At 73.3% G+C, this 17828-nt stretch carries 17 protein-coding genes; 10 read left to right on the top strand and 7 right to left on the bottom strand.

Going from position 1 to position 17828, the window contains the following annotated elements; translation table 11 throughout:
* Nucleotides 1-38 precede the first annotated feature (38 nt).
* Nucleotides 39-1250 (top strand): DNA recombination protein RmuC, encoded by a 1212-nt coding sequence (locus NLU66_RS08115; protein ID WP_259362390.1) that lies wholly within the window; start codon nt 39-41, stop codon nt 1248-1250.
* A 65-nt stretch (nt 1251-1315) separates the two neighbouring features.
* On the opposite strand, the gene NLU66_RS08110 is transcribed toward NLU66_RS08115, so the two are convergent.
* Nucleotides 1316-2320 (bottom strand): 4-hydroxy-3-methylbut-2-enyl diphosphate reductase, encoded by a 1005-nt coding sequence (locus NLU66_RS08110; RefSeq protein ID WP_259362389.1) that lies wholly within the window; start codon nt 2318-2320, stop codon nt 1316-1318.
* 177 nt (nt 2321-2497) lie between these two features.
* On the opposite strand from NLU66_RS08110, the gene xseA reads away from it, so the two are divergent.
* The gene (gene xseA / locus NLU66_RS08105) at nt 2498-3802 is read left to right on the top strand and encodes an exodeoxyribonuclease VII large subunit (protein WP_259362388.1); all 1305 of its coding nucleotides are present in this window, start codon (nt 2498-2500) and stop codon (nt 3800-3802) included.
* Entirely contained in the window at nt 3799-4080 is a 282-nt protein-coding gene (locus tag NLU66_RS08100) for an exodeoxyribonuclease VII small subunit (RefSeq protein ID WP_259362387.1), read from the top strand. Before xseA ends, NLU66_RS08100 begins: the two co-directional genes overlap by 4 nt.
* Before the next feature lie 24 nt (nt 4081-4104).
* Here the strand turns inward: NLU66_RS08100 and NLU66_RS08095 are convergent, their stop codons facing one another.
* Nucleotides 4105-4746 (bottom strand): DUF4245 domain-containing protein, encoded by a 642-nt coding sequence (locus tag NLU66_RS08095; protein WP_259362386.1) that lies wholly within the window; start codon nt 4744-4746, stop codon nt 4105-4107.
* 56 nt (nt 4747-4802) lie between these two features.
* Here NLU66_RS08095 and NLU66_RS08090 point away from each other — a divergent pair, with 56 nt between their 5' ends.
* Nucleotides 4803-5714: a carbohydrate kinase family protein gene (locus tag NLU66_RS08090; protein WP_259362385.1), complete on the top strand. Its 912-nt coding sequence runs from the start codon at nt 4803-4805 to the stop codon at nt 5712-5714.
* 63 nt (nt 5715-5777) lie between these two features.
* Nucleotides 5778-7193 carry a class II fumarate hydratase gene (locus tag NLU66_RS08085; protein ID WP_259362384.1) on the top strand — a complete coding sequence of 472 codons (1416 nt, stop codon included), beginning with the start codon at nt 5778-5780 and terminating at the stop codon, nt 7191-7193.
* Nucleotides 7194-7297: 104 nt separating this feature from the next.
* On the opposite strand, the gene NLU66_RS08080 is transcribed toward NLU66_RS08085, so the two are convergent.
* Nucleotides 7298-8746, bottom strand: coding sequence for a PhoH family protein (locus NLU66_RS08080; protein WP_259362383.1), 1449 nt, complete (start codon nt 8744-8746; stop codon nt 7298-7300).
* Between the two features lie 318 nt (nt 8747-9064).
* Nucleotides 9065-9823 carry an isoprenyl transferase gene (locus NLU66_RS08075; protein WP_259362382.1) on the bottom strand — a complete coding sequence of 253 codons (759 nt, stop codon included), beginning with the start codon at nt 9821-9823 and terminating at the stop codon, nt 9065-9067.
* Nucleotides 9824-9997: 174 nt separating this feature from the next.
* Between NLU66_RS08075 and trhA the strand changes: the two genes are divergently transcribed.
* Nucleotides 9998-10987, top strand: coding sequence for a PAQR family membrane homeostasis protein TrhA (gene trhA, locus NLU66_RS08070; protein WP_323374649.1), 990 nt, complete (start codon nt 9998-10000; stop codon nt 10985-10987).
* Between the two features lie 35 nt (nt 10988-11022).
* On the opposite strand, the gene NLU66_RS08065 is transcribed toward trhA, so the two are convergent.
* Complete coding sequence (locus tag NLU66_RS08065; protein WP_259362380.1) at nt 11023-11382, bottom strand: hypothetical protein; 360 nt, start codon at nt 11380-11382, stop codon at nt 11023-11025.
* Complete coding sequence (gene mca, locus NLU66_RS08060; protein WP_259362379.1) at nt 11379-12284, bottom strand: mycothiol conjugate amidase Mca; 906 nt, start codon at nt 12282-12284, stop codon at nt 11379-11381. Before mca ends, NLU66_RS08065 begins: the two co-directional genes overlap by 4 nt.
* A 189-nt stretch (nt 12285-12473) precedes the next feature.
* On the opposite strand from mca, the gene NLU66_RS08055 reads away from it, so the two are divergent.
* Both NLU66_RS08055 and greA read left to right on the top strand, forming a co-directional pair.
* A complete protein-coding gene (locus NLU66_RS08055; RefSeq protein WP_259362378.1) occupies nt 12474-12866 on the top strand; it encodes a DUF4307 domain-containing protein in 393 nt (130 codons plus the stop codon).
* Nucleotides 12867-13109: 243 nt separating this feature from the next.
* The gene (gene greA / locus NLU66_RS08050) at nt 13110-13598 is read left to right on the top strand and encodes a transcription elongation factor GreA (RefSeq protein ID WP_137770176.1); all 489 of its coding nucleotides are present in this window, start codon (nt 13110-13112) and stop codon (nt 13596-13598) included.
* Between the two features lie 121 nt (nt 13599-13719).
* Here the strand turns inward: greA and NLU66_RS08045 are convergent, their stop codons facing one another.
* Nucleotides 13720-15060, bottom strand: coding sequence for an AI-2E family transporter (locus NLU66_RS08045; protein ID WP_259362377.1), 1341 nt, complete (start codon nt 15058-15060; stop codon nt 13720-13722).
* A gap of 198 nt (nt 15061-15258) precedes the next feature.
* Between NLU66_RS08045 and NLU66_RS08040 the strand changes: the two genes are divergently transcribed.
* Together NLU66_RS08040 and NLU66_RS08035 are read left to right on the top strand one after the other, a co-directional pair.
* Nucleotides 15259-16107, top strand: coding sequence for an ABC transporter ATP-binding protein (locus tag NLU66_RS08040; protein ID WP_259362376.1), 849 nt, complete (start codon nt 15259-15261; stop codon nt 16105-16107).
* Complete coding sequence (locus NLU66_RS08035; RefSeq protein ID WP_259362375.1) at nt 16092-17804, top strand: hypothetical protein; 1713 nt, start codon at nt 16092-16094, stop codon at nt 17802-17804. Before NLU66_RS08040 ends, NLU66_RS08035 begins: the two co-directional genes overlap by 16 nt.
* Nucleotides 17805-17828: the final 24 nt, after the last annotated feature.

Raw genomic sequence — 17828 nt, 5'->3', positions numbered from 1 at the left:
AGGCGTCGTTCGTCGGGCCCCCGTGGTGTGCTGGGCGGATGGACGCCCTCACCGTGATCCTCATCCTCCTGGCCGGGGCCGCGCTCGGCGCCGCCGTGACCTGGCTGCTGCTGCGCGAGCGGGTGCGCGCCGCGGAGGCCGGCCACGGCCACCGGCAGGCGGAGTCCACCGCCCTGCTGGACCTCGCCGGGGAGCGCTTCGAGCGGGACAGCGCCCGGCGCGAGGCCACCGAGCACGCGCGGGACGCGCAGCTCACCCGCACCCTCGCCCCGATCTCCGAGTCCCTCGCCCAGGTGGAGCGGGCGCTCGCCCGCACCGAGCAGCTCCGCTCGCAGTCCGACGGCGCCCTGCGCCGCCACCTCGGCGAGCTCGCCGAGCGCACCGAGCGGCTCGACGCGGGCACCCATGCGCTGACGACGGCCCTCCGCGCGCCCACCGCCCGCGGCCGCTGGGGCGAGGTGCAGCTGCGCCGGATCGTCGAGGCCGCCGGGATGCTCGAGCACGTCGACTTCACCGAGCAGCACGCGGGCACGAGCGCCGGCGGCGAGCGGGGGCAGCGGCCGGATCTCGTGGTCCACCTCGCCGGGGACCGGCACGTCGTCGTCGACGCGAAGGCCCCGATGGACGCCTACCTCGACGCGATCGAGCAGACCGACCCGGACCACGCCGCGGGGCGCCGCCGCGCCCACGCGAAGGCCCTGCGCGGCCACGTCGACGCCCTCGCGAAGAAGTCCTACTGGGCCTCCCTCGGGGACACCCCCGAGTTCACGGTGATGTTCGTGCCGAGCGACGGCGTGCTCGCCGCGGCGCTCGAGTCGGAGCCCGGACTGCTCGAGCACGCCTTCGCCAAGGACGTCGTCATCGCCTCCCCCGCCACGCTCGTCGCGCTGCTGCGCACCGTCGCGCACACCTGGCGCACCGACGCGCTGAACAAGGACGCCCGCGAGGTGCTCGAGGCGGGTCGCGAGCTGCACCACCGGCTCGCGACGCTGAGCGGTCACCTCGGCAAGGTGGGCCGCTCGCTGGACTCCTCCGTCGCCGCGTTCAACGACGCCGTCGGCTCGCTGCAGTCCCGGGTCATGGTCACCGCGCGCCGCTTCGAGGACCTGGGCCTCACGGCCTCCTCGATCGACGAGGTCGAGCAGCTCACGCGCCGCTCCCGCAGCCTCGGAGAGGACGAGATCGCCGATCTCGCCCGCGGGGACGGGGCCGACGGCCGCGACGCCGGGCGGGAGAGCCGCGCGGGCTGAGCCGTCCGGCTACGCGTCCGGGCGCCGAGCTCAGCGCACCGAGCCCGAAGCTCAGGGCCTGCCGCTCAGGACTCCGCGGTCGCGCGGTCGCCCGAGGGGCGGGTGCGGCGGTCCGACTCGCCGGCCGCCTTCATCTCCTGGCGCAGCTCGCGCGGCAGGGAGAACATGAGGTCCTCGGTCGCGGTGCGCACGGGCTTCACGTCGCCGTAGCCGCGCTCGGCGAGCTCGGCGAGCAGCTGCTGGACCAGCACGTCCGGCACCGAGGCGCCGGAGGTGACGCCCACGGAGCCAACGCCCTCGAACCACTCCTCGCGCAGCTCGGAGACGTCGTCGATGCGGTGGGAGGCCTTCGCCCCGGCCTCGAGCGCGACCTCCATGAGCCGCACCGAGTTCGAGGAGTTCGGGGAGCCGACCACGAGCACGAGATCCGCGTCCGGGGCGATCTTCTTGATCGCGACCTGGCGGTTCTGGGTGGCGTAGCAGATGTCGTCGCTCGGCGGCGCCTGCAGGGTCGGGAACCGCTCGCGCAGGCGGTCCACGGTCTCCATGGTCTCGTCGACGGAGAGCGTGGTCTGCGAGAGCCACACGACTTTCTCCGGGTCGCGCACGGTGACGTGCTCGACGTCGTCCGGGGAGTTGACGATCTGCACGTGATCGGGCGCCTCGCCGGCGGTGCCCTCGACCTCCTCGTGGCCGGTGTGGCCCACGAGCAGGATGTCGTAGTCCTCGCGGGCGAAGCGCACGGCCTCCTTGTGCACCTTCGTCACGAGCGGGCAGGTCGCGTCGATCGTGCGGAGGTTCCGGGCCTCCGCCATCTCGCGGACCTTCGGGGAGATGCCGTGCGCGGAGAAGATGACCAGGGCGCCCTCGGGCACCTCGTCGACCTCCTCGACGAACACGGCGCCCTTCTCCTTCAGACGGTCCACGACGAACCTGTTGTGCACGATCTCGTGGCGCACGAAGACGGTCTCGTCGTAGTGCTCGAGGGCACGCTCGACGGCGACGACGGCGCGATCGACGCCCGCGCAGTACCCGCGGGGCTCGGCCAGGAGGACGGTTCCGGTGCTCACCGCTCCATCGTAGGAAACCTGCAGGCCCCGTGGCACGGGGGTGCGCCATGCCTCACCACACCTCCACATCACACGCCGGCCCGGCACCTCGCACCGATCGTTCCTCCCCAGTGCCCGTGCGTCCCCCGCCGGCGGTGCCGGGCCCGGGGTGTCCGCCGCGCGTGCCAGAGTGGACCCATGACCGAGCCCCTCCCCGAGCAGTCCGCGGCCGCCCCGCGGCCCGCGCCCGCCGCGACCGCGGCGGAGACCACGCTGGAGAACCCGTGGCCGCTGCGGCAGCTGTCGGTGAAGGTCGGCGAGTACGTCTCGCGCATGTCCCCGATCTGGGTCGAGGGACAGATCGTCCAGCTCAACCGGCGGCCCGGCGCCGGGCTCTCCTTCATGACCCTGCGGGACGTCGACGTCGACATGTCCTTCTCCGTCCCGGTGCGCGAGCACGTGCTTCGCTCACTCCCCGTGGAGCCCGTGCCCGGCGCGCGCGTGGTCGTGCACGCAAAGCCCACCTTCTGGACCAAGCGCGGCAGCCTCCAGCTCGAGGCGGACGACATCCGCCCCGTCGGCCTCGGCGAGCTGCTCGCCCGGCTCGAGCAGCTGCGCCGCAGCCTCGCCGCGGAAGGGCTCTTCGAGGCCTCCCGCAAGCAGCCCCTCCCCTTCCTGCCCCGCACCGTGGGGCTCATCTGCGGCCGCGAGTCCGCCGCGGAGCGGGACGTGGTCGTCAACGCGGAGCGGCGCTGGCCCGCCGTGCGCTTCGCGATCCGCGAGGTCGCCGTGCAGGGTGCGCGCGCCGTGAAGGAGGTCTCCGCGGCGCTCACCGAGCTCGACGCCGCCCCGGAGGTCGACGTCATCGTCATCTCCCGCGGCGGCGGCTCCCTCGAGGACCTGCTGCCGTTCTCCGACGAGCAGCTCGTGCGCCTCGTCGCCGGCGCCCGCACCCCGATCGTCTCCGCGATCGGGCACGAGGTGGACACCCCGCTGATCGACCTCGCGGCCGACGTCCGCGCCTCCACCCCCACCGACGCCGCGAAGCGCGTCGTGCCGGACATCCAGGCGGAGCGGGACCAGCTGACCCTGGGCCGCACGCGGCTGCGCGCCGCGATCCGCACCCGCATCGACCGTGAGCAGAGCGCGCTCGAGGCGATGCGCTCGCGTCCCGTGCTCGAGGACCCGAGCTCGATCCTCTCGGGCCGCGAGGAGGAGATCCGCTCCCGCATCGCGCTCGCCCGCACGCTCATGGGCTCGCGTCTGGACCGCGCGCGGGACGAGGTGGTGCACCTGGGCCGCCAGGTGCGCGCGCTGAGCCCGCTCGCGACCCTCGAGCGTGGCTACGCCGTGGTGCAGACGCCCGACGGCGGCGTCCTCCGCTCCCCCGACGACTCCGCCCCCGGCGACGCGCTGTCCGTGCGGGTGGCCGGCGGTCGCTTCGGCGTGGAGCGCACCGCGCAGGACCCCTACATCCCCCCGACCCACGAGGAGACCTCATGACCAGCCCCGATGCATCCGTGGAGCCCGTCGAGCCGAGCGGCGAGGACCAGGCCCCGCTGCCGGAGGACGTCGCCGCCCTCAGCTACGAGGCCGCCCGCGACCAGCTGGTCGACGTGGTGCGCCGCCTCGAGTCCGGGCAGGGTGGGCTCGAGGACTCGATCGCGCTGTGGGAGCGGGGCGAGATGCTCGCCCGCCGCTGCCAGCAGTGGCTCGACGGCGCCCGCGAGCGCCTGGACGACGCCGTCGCCGCACGCCGCGGGGGCGAGCAGGAGCGCTGATCGCGACCGGTCCTTCGTCCCCGCTCAGCCGATCGAGGTGAGCGCCGCCTCCATCACGGTGCGCAGCTCCTCGGGATCGGCCTTGCCGTGCACGAGGATCCCGAAGTCCTCCCCCTGGCAGGCGATGCCGTTCTGGGTGCCGCCCTCCCCCTCCCCGGTGAGGACCTGGCACGCGGCGCCGGAGATCGTCGTCTCCTCCTGGACGGTGGAGCCGGGGATCTGCGCGGAGAGCAGCTGCGGGGTGACCTCGCCCTGCTCCTCGAGGGACACGAGGTGCCCGGCGGGGGACGTGTAGCCGATCGTCCACGCGGCCGGGTCCGCGCCGTCGAGGCGGGCGCTGCGGGCGGTCCAGTCGTCCTCGAGCGCCGGGTGCGCGACCGGGAAGTCCACCTCGGCCTGGGCGCGCTCCGCGCTCGCGGCCACGTCGAGCCGCGAGTTCTCGGGGACCTCCCGCTGGAGATCGTTGCCGACGCCGAAGAACGCGACCGCGAACAGCGCGACCACGGCCATCATGATGCCGAGCGCCCACGTCATGTTGCGCAGGGACGTGTTCTTGCGCGAGGGGAGCTCGTAGTTCGAGGTGCGCGGTGCCTGCTCCGGGTCGCCGTCCGGGGCCGCCGCCGTCGCGACGGAGCGGTCAGGGGAGTCCTCGGGCTGGGCATGCATGTCCCCCATTGTCACCCGTGTTCGCCCCTCCCCGCGAAACCTGCGATGATCACCCGGTGACAGCGAGATTCCTCATCGCCGGAGAAGCCCTCACCGACATCGTCGTCCAGTCCGACGGTGACCGTCAGGAGCACCCCGGCGGCTCCCCCCTGAACGTCGCCGTGGCCCTGGGCCGCCTGGGACACGACGCGCACCTGCTCACCCGCATCGGCTCCGACGAGCGCGGCGCGGCGATCCGGGCGCACGTCGAGCAGTCCCACGTGCAGCTCACCGGCGGTGCGATCGTCGACGCCCCCACCTCCACGGCGGAGGCGGTGCTCGACGCGACCGGCGCGGCCACCTACACCTTCGACCTCGTGTGGGACCCGGACCCCTCCGGCCTGCCCGAGCGGATCGATGCCGTGCACACCTCCTCGATCGCCGCCGTGCTCGAGCCCGGCGCCGCGACCGTCGCCGAGGTGCTGCGTCGCCACCGCGCGACCTCCCTCATCAGCTACGACCCCAACGCGCGCCCCACCCTCATGGGCGATCCCGCGCGGGTGAGGCCGATCGTCGAGGCGAACATCGCGCTGAGCGACATCGTCAAGACCTCCGACGAGGACGTCGAGTGGCTCTACGGCACCGACGACGTCGAGGACGTCGTCGCGTCCTGGCGCCCCCTCGGCCCGGCCGTCACCGTGCTCACCCGCGGCGGCGAGGGCGCGGTGGGCTTCACCGACGCCGGCCGCGTGCAGGTCGCCCCGGAGCGCGTCGAGGTCGTCGACACCGTGGGCGCCGGGGACACGTTCTCCGCCGGCCTGCTCGACGCCCTCGCCCACCGCACCCTGCTGGGTCCCGAGCACCGCGAGCAGCTGCGCGAGCTGCCCTCCGACGAGCTCGCCGGCGTGCTGCGCCGCGCCGCCCGTCTCGCCGCGGTGACCGTGTCCCGCGCCGGGGCGAACCCGCCCTGGGCCCACGAGCTGGCCTGACCCACCCCGCCCCGCGGGGCACCGACCACCATCCCGAACGAGCATCAACCAGGAGGTTCCTCCATGTCCCAGACCGTCAGCGCCGCCGATCAGGACGGGTACCGCATCGAGCACGACACCATGGGCGAGGTGCGGGTGCCGGCCTCGGCGCTCTACCGTGCGCAGACCCAGCGCGCGGTGGAGAACTTCCCGATCTCCGGCCAGGGCCTCGAGCCGGCGCACATCCATGCGCTCGCCCAGGTGAAGAAGGCCGCCGCCCGTGCGAACGTCGAGCTCGGCGTCCTGGACGCGGGCATCGCCGAGGCGATCGTCGCCGCGGCGGACGAGGTCATCGCCGGGGAGCACGACGACCAGTTCCCGGTGGACACGTACCAGACCGGCTCCGGCACCAGCTCGAACATGAACATGAACGAGGTGCTCGCGACCCTCGCCTCGCGCGGCGATCTCGAGGTGCACCCCAACGACGACGTGAACTGCTCGCAGTCCAGCAACGACGTGTTCCCCACCTCGGTACACGTCGCCGTGACGCAGGGCGTCGTCGAGCACCTCCTGCCCTCCCTCGCGCACCTCGCCGAGGCGCTCGAGGAGAAGGCCGAGGCCTGGAAGAGCGTCGTGAAGTCCGGCCGCACCCACCTCATGGACGCGACCCCGGTGACGCTGGGCCAGGAGTTCGGCGGCTACGCGGCGGCCGTGCGCTACGGCATCGAGCGGGTCGAGGCGGCCCTCCCCCGCACCGCGGAGGTCCCCCAGGGCGGCACCGCCGTCGGCACCGGCATCAACACCCCGATCGGCTTCCCGCAGAAGGTCATCGCGAACCTCGCCGAGCAGACCTCGCTGCCGCTGACCGAGGCGCGCAACCACTTCGAGGCGCAGTCCGCCCGCGACGGCCTCGTCGAGATGTCCGGCGCGCTGCGCACGATCGCCGTCTCCGTCACGAAGATCTGCAACGACCTGCGCTGGATGGGCTCCGGCCCCAACACGGGCCTCGGCGAGATCGCGATCCCCGATCTCCAGCCGGGCTCCTCGATCATGCCCGGCAAGGTCAACCCGGTGATCCCGGAGGCCGTGCTCATGGTGTGCGCGAAGGTCGTGGGCAACGACGCGGCGATCGCCTGGGGCGGCGCGCAGGGCGCCTTCGAGCTGAACGTGCAGATCCCGCTCATGGGCACGAGCCTGCTCGAGTCGATCCGCCTGCTCGCGAACGCCGCGACGGTCCTGGCCGACAAGACCGTCTCCGGCCTCACCGCGAACGAGGAGAAGGCCCGCTTCTACGCGGAGGCCTCCCCGTCGATCGTCACGCCGCTGAACAAGCTGATCGGCTACGAGTCCGCCGCGAAGATCGCCAAGCACGCCGTCGCGGAGCGGATCTCCGTGCGCGAGGCCGTCATCGCGCTGGGCTTCGTGGAGCGCGGCGAGCTCACCGAGGAGCAGCTCGACTCCGCCCTCGACGTGCTCTCCATGACCGCGCCGAAGGCCTGATCCGCTCCCGGGCCCCGGGACCGCGCAGGGCGCGCCACCTCCTCGGTGGCGCGCCCTGCGTGCGTCCGGGCGGGGGCCGACGGGCCGGCCCCGTCGGCCCCCGCTCAGTCGATGGGCTCGTCGAGCACGTGGGTGACGAGCTCGGCGACCTTCGAGCGCTCCGAGCGCTGCAGCGTGATGTGCCCGAACAGCTCGTGGGACTTGAGCGCCTCGACGACGGAGGCGATGCCGTCGTAGCGGCCGATGCGCAGGTTGTCCCGCTGCGCGATGTCGTGGGTGAGGACCACCCGGGAGTTCTGCCCGATCCTCGAGAGCATCGTCAGCAGCACGTTGCGCTCGAGGGACTGCGCCTCGTCGACGATCACGAAGGCGTCGTGCAGGGAGCGGCCGCGGATGTGGGTCAGCGGGAGCACCTCGAGCATGCCGCGCGAGGCGACCTCGTCGATGACGTTCTGGGAGACCATCGAGCCGAGGGTGTCGAACACCGCCTGCCCCCACGGGCCCATCTTCTCGCCCTGGTCGCCGGGCAGGAAGCCGAGCTCCTGGCCGCCCACCGCGTACAGCGGGCGGAACACCATGATCTTGCGCTGGGTGCGGCGCTCGAGGACCGCCTCGAGGCCGGTGCACAGGGCCAGGGCGCTCTTGCCGGTGCCCGCGCGCCCGCCGAGGGAGACGATGCCGATCGAGTCGTCGAGCAGGAGGTCGATCGCGATCCGCTGTTCCGCGGAGCGGCCGGAGACGCCGAACACGGTCTGGTCGCCGGGGACGAGGCGCACCTTCTTGTCGCGGGTGAGCCGGCCCAGTGCCGAGCCGCGGTTGGAGGTGATCGTGAGGCCCGTGTGCACGGGGTGGTGGGCGACCTCGGGCAGCTCGACCTCCTCGCCGTCGTACAGCCGGGAGACGGTGGCCTCGTCCGTCGCGACGGAGACCATGCCGGTGTAGCCGCGGTCGCGGGCGAGCTCGGCGCGGTACTCCTCGGCGTGGATGCCGGAGGCGGAGGCCTTGATGCGCATCGGCAGGTCCTTGGAGACCAGCACGACGTTCTTGCCCTCGAGCTGCAGGTTCTTGGCGACGGCGAGGATGCGGGTGTCGTTGTCCCCGAGGCGGAAGCCGTCCGGCAGGGAGGCGGTGCTCATGTGGTTGAGCTCGACGTGCACGTGCCCGCCGTCCTTGCCGATCGGCAGCGGGCGGGAGAGGTTGCCGTGCTGGTCGCGCAGGTCGTCGAGGATGCGCAGCGCCTGGCGGGCGAAGTAGCCGAGGTCCGGGTGGTGGCGCTTGGCCTCGAGCTCGGTGATGACGACGATCGGCAGCACGATGTCGTGCTCGGCGAAGCGGTTCAGCGAGAGCGGGTCCGCGAGCAGCACCGAGGTGTCCAGGACGTAGGTGATGACGCCGGTCTCGAGGTCCTGCAGCACCTCCTGCGCGCCGCCCGGTCGCAGCGAGGGCACCACGGGCGCGCTCCCCAGCGGTGCCGTTCCCGCCCCGTATCCCGATGCGTCCCCCGCGACGACCTGCTCGGTCAGCGTCTCGCGGGTGGTGGTGGTCTCGTCCATGGGAGCCTCCGTCCTGTGCGGTTGCCTGGAGGCTAGCGCTCCCGGCAGCCGTGCTCGGGCGCCTCCCGCGGGGCACGGGATCGACGTTCACCCGATCGTCATCCGGTGTTGTCCGGATCACATGACGTCCATCCTGCCACCGCCCGCGCGCGGGCCGGGGACCGTGCGGCGGCCGTGATCCAGCGGTGACCCGACCTGCCCGGACGGGCGAGTGACGGCGGGTCGTCGACCCCGCCCGAGGGCGTGCGTCAGGGGATGGGCAGGCCGACGGTCGACGGCGGCTCCCCATCGGTGCGGCCGACGGCCGGGAGTCGGGGCTCAGGCGCCGAAGCGGCGCTCGCGGCGGCAGAACTCGCGCAGAGCGCGCAGCAGGTCCACGCGGCGGAACCCGGGCCAGTAGGTCTCGCAGAACCAGTACTCGGAGTGCACGGACTGCCACAGCAGGAAGCCGGAGAGCCGCTGCTCGCCGGAGGTGCGGATGATGAGGTCCGGGTCCGGCTGGCCGCGCGTGTAGAGGTGCTCGGAGATCGAGTCGGTGCTGATGGCGGAGGCGATCTCCTCCGGGCCGAGCCCCTGGGCGCCGAGGTCGCGCACGAGCTCGCGGACGGCGTCGACGATCTCCTCGCGCCCGCCGTAGCCGATCGCCACGTTGACGGTGAGCGGGGAGTCGACGACGGCGGCCTCGCGGATCCCCGCGATCGCGTCCTGCACCTCGGCGGGCAGCAGGTCCGCGTTGCCGGTGAGCCGCACCCGGTGGCCGGCGCCCGCGATCTGCTCGATGGTCTCGGTGATGATCGCGTAGAGCGCGCCGAGCTCCTCCGCGGGGCGGTGGAGGTTGTCGGTGGAGAGCATCCACACGGTGACGAGCGGGATCTCGAGGTCCTGGCACCAGGAGAGGAACTCGACGATCTTCTCCGCGCCGGCGCGGTGGCCCTGGGCGGTGGTGGCGCCCGCGGCCTTCGCCCAGCGGCGGTTGCCGTCGACGATGACCCCGAGGTGCTGGGGCAGCGAGAAGTCCTCGAGCTCCTTGGTGAGGCGGCGCTCGTAGACGCGGTAGAGGAGGGAGTCGTCGTCCATGGCGCTCTCCGTTCCTCCGGGGTGTCCAGGCGGTCGGCGCGGACCTCCCCGGTCTCCCGCGCTCGTCCATTATCCGTGACGCGGGGAGCAGCTCCGGGCACCTGGCGCAGATCCACACCGGATCGCCACAGGGCGCATCAGCGAACCTACGGTTGCGTAGGTTACGCTTCGACCATGAGCACCGGCATCCGTCGCGGGAACGCGAGCAGCCCCGCCGTGAACCCCGGCGACACCCCTGGCGGGAACCCCGTCGCCCCCACCTCCGACCCCGCCTCCGCCCCCGACGCCGAGGCGGCCCTCGAGGGCGCCACGGAGCAGCCCGTTCCGCAGGCCGCCGCGACCGACGTCGACACGGCGGACGCCGCGCACGCCCGCGCCGCCGGCTCCCCCGCCGGCCGCGCGCCCGGCTCCGGATCCGGCTCCAGGACCGCCCCCGAGGCGGCCGACGCCGACATCCCCTCCGCGGAGGACCACCCCTGGGCGCCCCGCACCCTCACCCGCGCGGTGGCCGCCCGTGCCCGGCAGCTCGGCATCACGCTGCCCAAGCCCCGCCTGCGCGGCATCTCCCACCTCGCCGCGTTCCCCGCGGCGCTCATCGCGGGGCTCGTGATCGTCGCGCTCGGGGACTCGCTCGCGAACCGCCTCGCGATGGTCGTCTTCGTGACGACGGCGTCGCTGCTCTTCGGCGTCTCCGCCACCTACCACCGCGGCACCTGGTCACCGCAGCACGCGATCATCCTGCGGCGCTTCGACCACGCGAACATCTTCCTCATCATCGCGGGCACCTATACGCCGCTCGCCGTGGCCCTGCTCGAGCCCCGGTCCGCGGCGATCCTGCTGACGATCGCCTGGGCGGGCGCGCTGATCGGCGTCGCCTTCCGCGTGTTCTGGACCCACGCGCCGCGCTGGCTCTACGTCCCCGCCTACGTGGCGCTCGGCTGGATCGCGATCTTCTACATGCCGCAGTTCCTCGCGGGCGGCGGCTGGGCCGTGGTGTGGCTGCTCGTCGCGGGCGGCCTCGCGTACACCGCGGGAGCGGTGGTCTACGGCCTCAAGCGGCCGAACCCCTCCCCCGCCTGGTTCGGCTTCCACGAGATCTTCCACGCGGCGACGCTCGCCGGCTTCGCCTGCCACTTCGTGGCGGTCGCGATCGCCGTCGTCTGATCCCGCACCGGCCTCGCGCCGGGGGCCGGAGGCGGTCAGCGCCCGCTCGGGTCCTCCGGGGTGCCCGGGGCATCGGCGGCGCCCGGCTCCGAGCCGCCGTCGCGGGGCTCGCCGTCGGCGTCGGCCGTGGACGATCCACCGGCGTCCGCACCGGCCCCGGAGGCCTCGCGCTCCGCGGCCTCGCGCTCCTCGGCGTGGCGCGCCTCGACCTTCGCGGTCGCCTGGACGCGGCGCACGCGCCGGTTCATGTCGACCACCAGCAGCAGGATCACGATCCCCACGAGGAAGATCGCGATAAAGCCCGGGGTTCCCGGGGTGATCGTGCTGGGGGTCATGTCACCGCCGTCGGAGGGCGCCGCCAGCAGCACGGCGCGGGAGATCTCGACGGGGCTCATCGGCCCTCCTCCTGCTCGGGGCGGAGGCCGGCGAACAGATCGTCCTCCGGCAGCTGCACGCCGATCCGGGAGATGTGCAGCTCGAAGTCCTCCGTGCCCCACACCTCGCGCTCCACGTCGTGCGAGATCCGGAAGAACGGCCCCTCGGGGTCGACCTGGGTGGCATGGGCGCGCAGCGCCTCGTCCCGCACGTCGAGGTAGTCCTTCACGTCGATGCGCGTGGTGAGCAGGCGGTCGCGGCTCTCGTCGAAGTGCTGGAGCATGAGCTCGAGCTCCTCGTTCGGCATCTGGTGCGTGCGCAGGTGGCGCGCGACGACCGCGAGCTTCTGGCGGTGGAAGACGTTCGTGTAGTAGACCTTCGCGACCTCCCACGGCTCCCCGAGCTCGGGGGCGTACGCGGGATCCGCGGCGAGGCGGAACGCCTCCATGCTCACGCGGTTGGTCTGGATGTGATCGGGGTGCGGATAGCCGCCGTTCTCGTCGTAGGTGACGAGCACGTGCGGGCGCAGGCGGCGCAGCGCCTCGACGAGCGGGCGCGCGGCCTCCGCGGGGTCCAGGGTCGCGAAGCTGCCCTCGGGCAGGGCCGGCAGCGGGTCCCCCTCGGGCAGGCCCGAGTCGACGTAGCCGAGCCACTCGTGGGCGATGCCGAGGATCTCCTGTGCGCGGGCCATCTCCGCGCGGCGCACGGCCGGGAGGTTCCGCGCGATCTCCTCGTCCCCCTGCAGGTGCGGGTTCAGGATGTCGCCGCGCTCGCCGCCGGTGCAGGTGACGACGGTGACCTCGACGCCCTCGCGCACGTAGCGGGCCATCGTGCCGGCACCCTTGCTCGACTCGTCGTCGGGGTGCGCGTGGACGGCCACCAGGCGCAGGGGCTCGTCAGGGGCGGGACGCAGGACGCTCACGGTTCTCCTCGGGAGGATGCGGCGGGAGGCCGCCGGGACGGGGCGGGCGGCGCTCGCGGGAGCGCTGTCCGGCACCGCACGAGACTACGCCACCCCACCTGGGGCGTCGCTCCGTCATGTCACCCCCGCCACAGCAGTGCACGAACGCCGCGGGGGCCGCGTCCCAGGTGGATCTGGGAGACTCCTGCCATGAGCGACTCCCCCGCCCGGGACACGGCCCGCTACGGCGGGCCCCTCGTCCCCCGACGCACCGCCCGCCTCCTCCTGGTGCTCGGAGCGGCCCTCGCGCTCGTCGTGCTCGTGCTCGTCGGCCTGCGCTTCGCGGACCAGCCCGTGCGCTCCGAGCTCATCTCCTACGACCACGTCGGCGAGCACGAGATCCGCGTGGACTTCACCGTGACGATGACCCCGGGCGACGCCGCCACCTGCACGATCCAGGCGATGAACGACGGCCGCGCCCAGGTGGGCTTCGTCGAGGTCCCGATCCCCGCGCAGACCGAGCGCCGCACCGCGCACACGGTGACGATCTCGACCCAGGGCGAGGCGGTCTCCGCCGAGATCCTCGACTGCTCGCCGGTCTGAGCCGCGGCGGCCCCGGCGCCGCCGGAGGCGCTCCCGCGGGCGGCGGCGGGACCCCGAACACGCGGTCGGCACCTGCGTGGATGCTGGGGCCACCGCGCACGCCCGGTGTAGAGTTCTCCGGATACCGGCTCCACGCCGGACGTCATCACCCGCACACGGGGCGCATGGATGTCATGTGCCCCGTGATTCGTGTCGGAGGGCCCTGACGCCCTCCCCACCCCACAGAACGACAGGAGTGAACCCATGAGCAGCCAGCCGAATGGCGCCTGGCTCACCCAGGATGCCTACGACCGCCTCGCCAACGAGCTCGCGGAGCTCGAGGGCCCGCGTCGCACCGAGATCGCCGAGCGCATCGCCGCGGCCCGCGACGAGGGCGACCTCAAGGAGAACGGCGGCTACCACGCGGCCCGCGAGGAGCAGGGCATGAACGAGGCCCGCATCACGGACCTCAAGCACCTGCTGAAGAACGCCGTGGTCGGCGAGGCCCCGGAGGACGACGGCGTCGTCGAGCCCGGCATGGTCGTCACCATCACGATGGCCGGCTCCGAGCGCACCTTCCTGCTCGGCAACCGCGAGATCGCCGAGGGCACCGACCTCGAGGTCTTCTCCTCGGACTCCCCGCTCGGCGCGGCGATCCACGGCGCGAGCGTCGGCCAGACGATCGACTACACCGCCCCCAACGGCAAGTCGCTGCCGATCGAGATCACCGGGGCCACGCCCTACAAGGCCTGACCGCAGGGCTCCCGCGCCGGGGTCCGCGCGGGACAGCGGAGAGCGAAGCCCCCACCGGCCGTGCCGGTGGGGGCTTCGTCGTGTCCGGGTCCCGGAGGACCGGGGAGGGCTGCGGAGGGGATCAGCCCTCGGTGGTCGTCGTCCCCGGGGCCCTTCCGGGCGCCCTCTCAGGGGCCGTCACGGGGGTGTCCTCCGCGTCGCCCGCGGGAGCCGACGCCGGCGCCGCCTCGTCCGGCCCCTTGTCCGACTCCTCGGACTTCTCCACCTCGGCCTCGTGCTCGCTCGCCTCCTCCTCGGCGTCGGAGCCGCGGGCGCCGCGGCCCAGCGAGGCGAGGAAGGTCCTCAGCGTGGGGTCCGTGCCCAGCTCGGGGCTCGGGTCACGACCCACCAGGTAGAGCATCGTCGCGTTGACGAAGGCGATGATCGGGATCGCGAAGAGCGCACCGGGGATGCCGGCGACCATCGCGCCCGCGGCCACGCCGAGGAACACCGCGAGCGGGTGGAGCTCGACGGCCTTGCCCATGAGGAAGGGCTGGAGCACGTTGCCCTCGAGCTGCTGCACGCCGAGCACCACGACGAGCATGATGATCGCGCCCACCCAGCCGTTCAGCACGAGCACCAGCAGCACCGCGATGGCGCCGGAGAGGATCGCGCCCACGAGCGGGATGAACGAGAACAGGAAGACCAGCAGCCAGATCGGCACGGCGTACACGCCGAGGCCCAGGGCCAGCATGCCGATCGCGATGCCGGTCGCGTCCACGGCCGCGACGAGGATCTGGGTGCGCACGTACGCCGAGAGGGCCTTCCAGCCGCGGCGCACGGACTCGTGGGTGGGGACGCGCGCCTGCGGGGGCAGCAGACCGATCACCCAGCGCCAGATCCCGGCGCCGCCGGAGAGCATGAAGAAGAGGGTGAACAGGCACACGACGACGCCGGTGACGACGTTGCCGAGGACCGCCGCGGTGCTCAGCGCCGAGTTCAGCAGGGCATCGGCGTTCTGCTGGAGCTGGGTGAGCCCCTCGTCGATCGCCGAGCTGATCATCGTGTCGTCGATCTGGAAGGTGCCGGTCGCCCAGGTCGTCAGGGCCTGGAAGCCGCCGATGGCCTTGTTCTGGATGTCCGACCACTGGGCGATGAGCTGGCGGCCGGCGAGGGTGAACATGCCGGCGATGACGATGAGCAGGCCCAGCATCGCGACGGCGCTCGAGGCGCCGCGGCCCAGGAAGGTGTACTTCGTGAGCAGCTTGACGATCGGCTGGAGCATCGCAGCGAGCAGCACGGCCAGCAGCACCGGGATCACGAGCGTGGAGACCTGGGAGATTCCCCAGAGCAGCAGGGCCGCGGCGGCGACGATGACGAGCAGGCGCCAGGACCAGGCACCGAGGCGGCGGACGCCGATCGGGATCTCCGCGACCTCCTGGGCGAGGGCGGGGCCCTTGGGGGCGGGACGCAGCTGGGGCATCGCTTCTCCTTCCGGAGCCGATCGGCTCACGGGCCCCACTGTAGCGGCCCCGCTCGCGGCCGCACCTGCCGACGACCAGCCGGTACACGTGGCCCGGCCCGACGGGGCGCCGTCGGTCGGAGGTCCCCGACGAAGGTCGCACCCCCTCGCGCCCCGTGGCGGGGTCCCGCAGCGGCGCGGGTCACTAGCGTGGGGCGCATGTCGACGCCCGACGCCTCCCCCGCCCCCCGCCCCGCCGTTCCCGAGGAGCTCGGCGCCGCCGCGCCGCTCGACGCCGGCGCCGCCCCCGACTCCTCCGCCGCGCTCTCGATCCGCGGCCTGCGGAAGTCCTTCGACGACCGCGAGGTCGTTCACGGCCTCTCGCTCGACGTGCCCCGCGGCTCGTTCTACGGGATCGTCGGCCCGAACGGCGCCGGGAAGACGACGACGCTGTCGATGGCGACCGGACTGCTGCGGCCCGATGCCGGCAGCGCCGTGGTGCTCGGCGAGGACATGTGGCAGCAGCCCGCACGGGCGAAGGCCCGCCTCAGCGTGCTCGCCGACGGCCTGCGCACCTTCGACCGGCTCACCGGCCGGGAGCTCCTCACCTACGTGGGCCTGCTGCGCGGCATGGACGCCGCGACCGTCGAGGAGCGCAGCGCCTCCCTGCTCGAGGCGCTCGACCTCGCGGGCGAGGACGGCAAGCTCGTCGTCGACTACTCCGCCGGCATGACCAAGAAGATCCTGCTGGCCTCCGCGCTCATCCACGCCCCGCGGCTGCTCGTGCTCGACGAGCCGCTCGAGGCCGTCGACCCCGTCTCCGCGCAGGTCATCCGCACCATCCTCACCGCGTACGTGGACGGCGGCGGCACCGTCGTGCTCTCGAGCCACGTCATGGAGCTCGTCGAGGGCCTGTGCAGCCACGTCGCGATCATCGCGGGCGGCGAGCTCAAGGCCGACGGCACGCTCGCCGAGGTGCGCGGCGAGGGGACCCTCGTGCAGCGCTTCATCGATCTCGTGGGCGGCGCACGCGTCGCGGAGGGGAGCCTGTCGTGGCTGGAGTCCTGAGCAGCGAGCAGACCGCCGTCGCCTCCGCCCAGCACGCGGGGCACGGCGATATCCCGACGCGCGCGGTGATCCGCCTGCTGGTGGGCCTGAAGTGGACGCTGTGGAAGCGGTCCTACCGCAAGAACGTCGGCAAGATCGTCGGCACCGTGATCGGCTCGCTCTACGCGCTCGGCGGCCTCGTGGGCCTCACCTTCGCCTTCCTCGGCACGACGCTGTGGAGCGGCGAGGGCGAGACCTTCCCGCTGATCCTGCGCACCCTCGGCGTCGCCGCCGTGCTCCTCTGGCTGCTGATCCCGCTGCTCGCCTTCGGGGTCGACGACACCCTCGACGCCCGCGCCTTCGCCCTGCTCCCCCGGCGCGCCCGGGAGCTGCAGCCGGGCCTCTTCGCCGCCGCGGCGCTCAGCCTGCCGAGCCTGTTCACGCTCGCCGCCGTCGCCGTCGCGACCGTCTTCGAGGCGATCTGGCTGGTGCTCCTGGGCCCCGGCCCGCTGTGGACGGTGCTCGCGCTGATCGCCCTGGTCCCCGCGAACCTCGCCGGGATCGTGCTGTGCCTGCTGCTGCCGCGCGCCGTGTTCGCCCACCAGGCGGGTCGGGCGAGCTCCCGCAGCGGCCGCGAGCTCGGCGGGATCCTCGCGATGGTCGTGTTCCTCGCGGTCGTCTACGCCTTCTCCGTGGGCATGCAGTCGCTCGGCTCGCTCGACCTCGACCAGCTGCTGCCCGCCCTCCTCGTCGCCGTGGACGTCCTCGCCTGGACGCCGATCGGCGCCCCCTTCGCCGTGCCCATGGACCTCGCCGAGGGCGCCGTCCTCGTGGCCCTCGGGCGGGCCGCGGTCACGGCCGCCTCGATCTGGCTCGTGTGGCGCTGGTGGCGACGCTCCCTCGACGCGGCGATGACCTCCGCGCTCACGGGGGACGCCTCCTCCGGCACGGCGAAGGTCTCCGCCCTCGTCCCCCGCTGGGCGCCCAGCACGGCGCTCGGCGCGGTGATCGGTCGCAGCCTGCGCTACTGGCGACGGGACACGCGCTACCTCGCAGCGATCAGCATCTACCCGGTGATGTTCGTGTTCTTCGGGGCGATGGGGTTCGTGCTGCCGGAGTCGCGCTCGTTCATGATGATCATGGTCGTCGCGATGGGCGGTCTCACGGGCATCGCGATCTCCAACGAGATCGGCTTCGACGGCCCCGCCGGATGGGTGAACATCACCGCCGGGGCGCCGGCCCGGGCGAACCTGCTGGGCCGGGTCGTCGCCGCCGCCGTCATCGTGCTCCCGATTGTCCTCGTGCTCTCCGCCGTCGTCTCCGTCGTGCTCGGCATGGCCGCGCACCTGCCCGTGATCCTGCTCGGCATGCTCGGGCTCGTGCTCTCCGGCTGGGGCGCCTCGGTCCTGGCGGGCACGCTGCTGCCCTACCCCACGTCCCCTCCGGGCACGAACCCGATGAAGGACAAGTCCGCCTCGAGCGCGAACGCCATGCTCTCGATGGCGATCACCTCGGCCGCGGTGGGCGTGCCGCAGATCCCGGCGATCGGCCTCGCGATCTGGGGTCTGCTGGGCGGTGGCCCGCTCATCGAGCTGCTCGCCGGGCTCGTGGCCGTCCTGATCGGCGCGGTCGTGCTGGTCGTCGGGCTGCGTCTGGGCGCCGCCCGGCTCGAGCGGTCCTACCCCGAGCTGTTCCAGAAGGTCCGCGCCTTCGTCTGAGCGGCGGCGGTCGGGCCCACCGGC

This window comes from Brachybacterium sp. NBEC-018 (assembly GCF_024860185.1).
In the GTDB taxonomy this organism is placed as follows: Bacteria; Actinomycetota; Actinomycetes; order Actinomycetales; family Dermabacteraceae; genus Brachybacterium; species Brachybacterium rhamnosum.
This window is presented reverse-complemented; position numbering and strand designations above follow the sequence as displayed.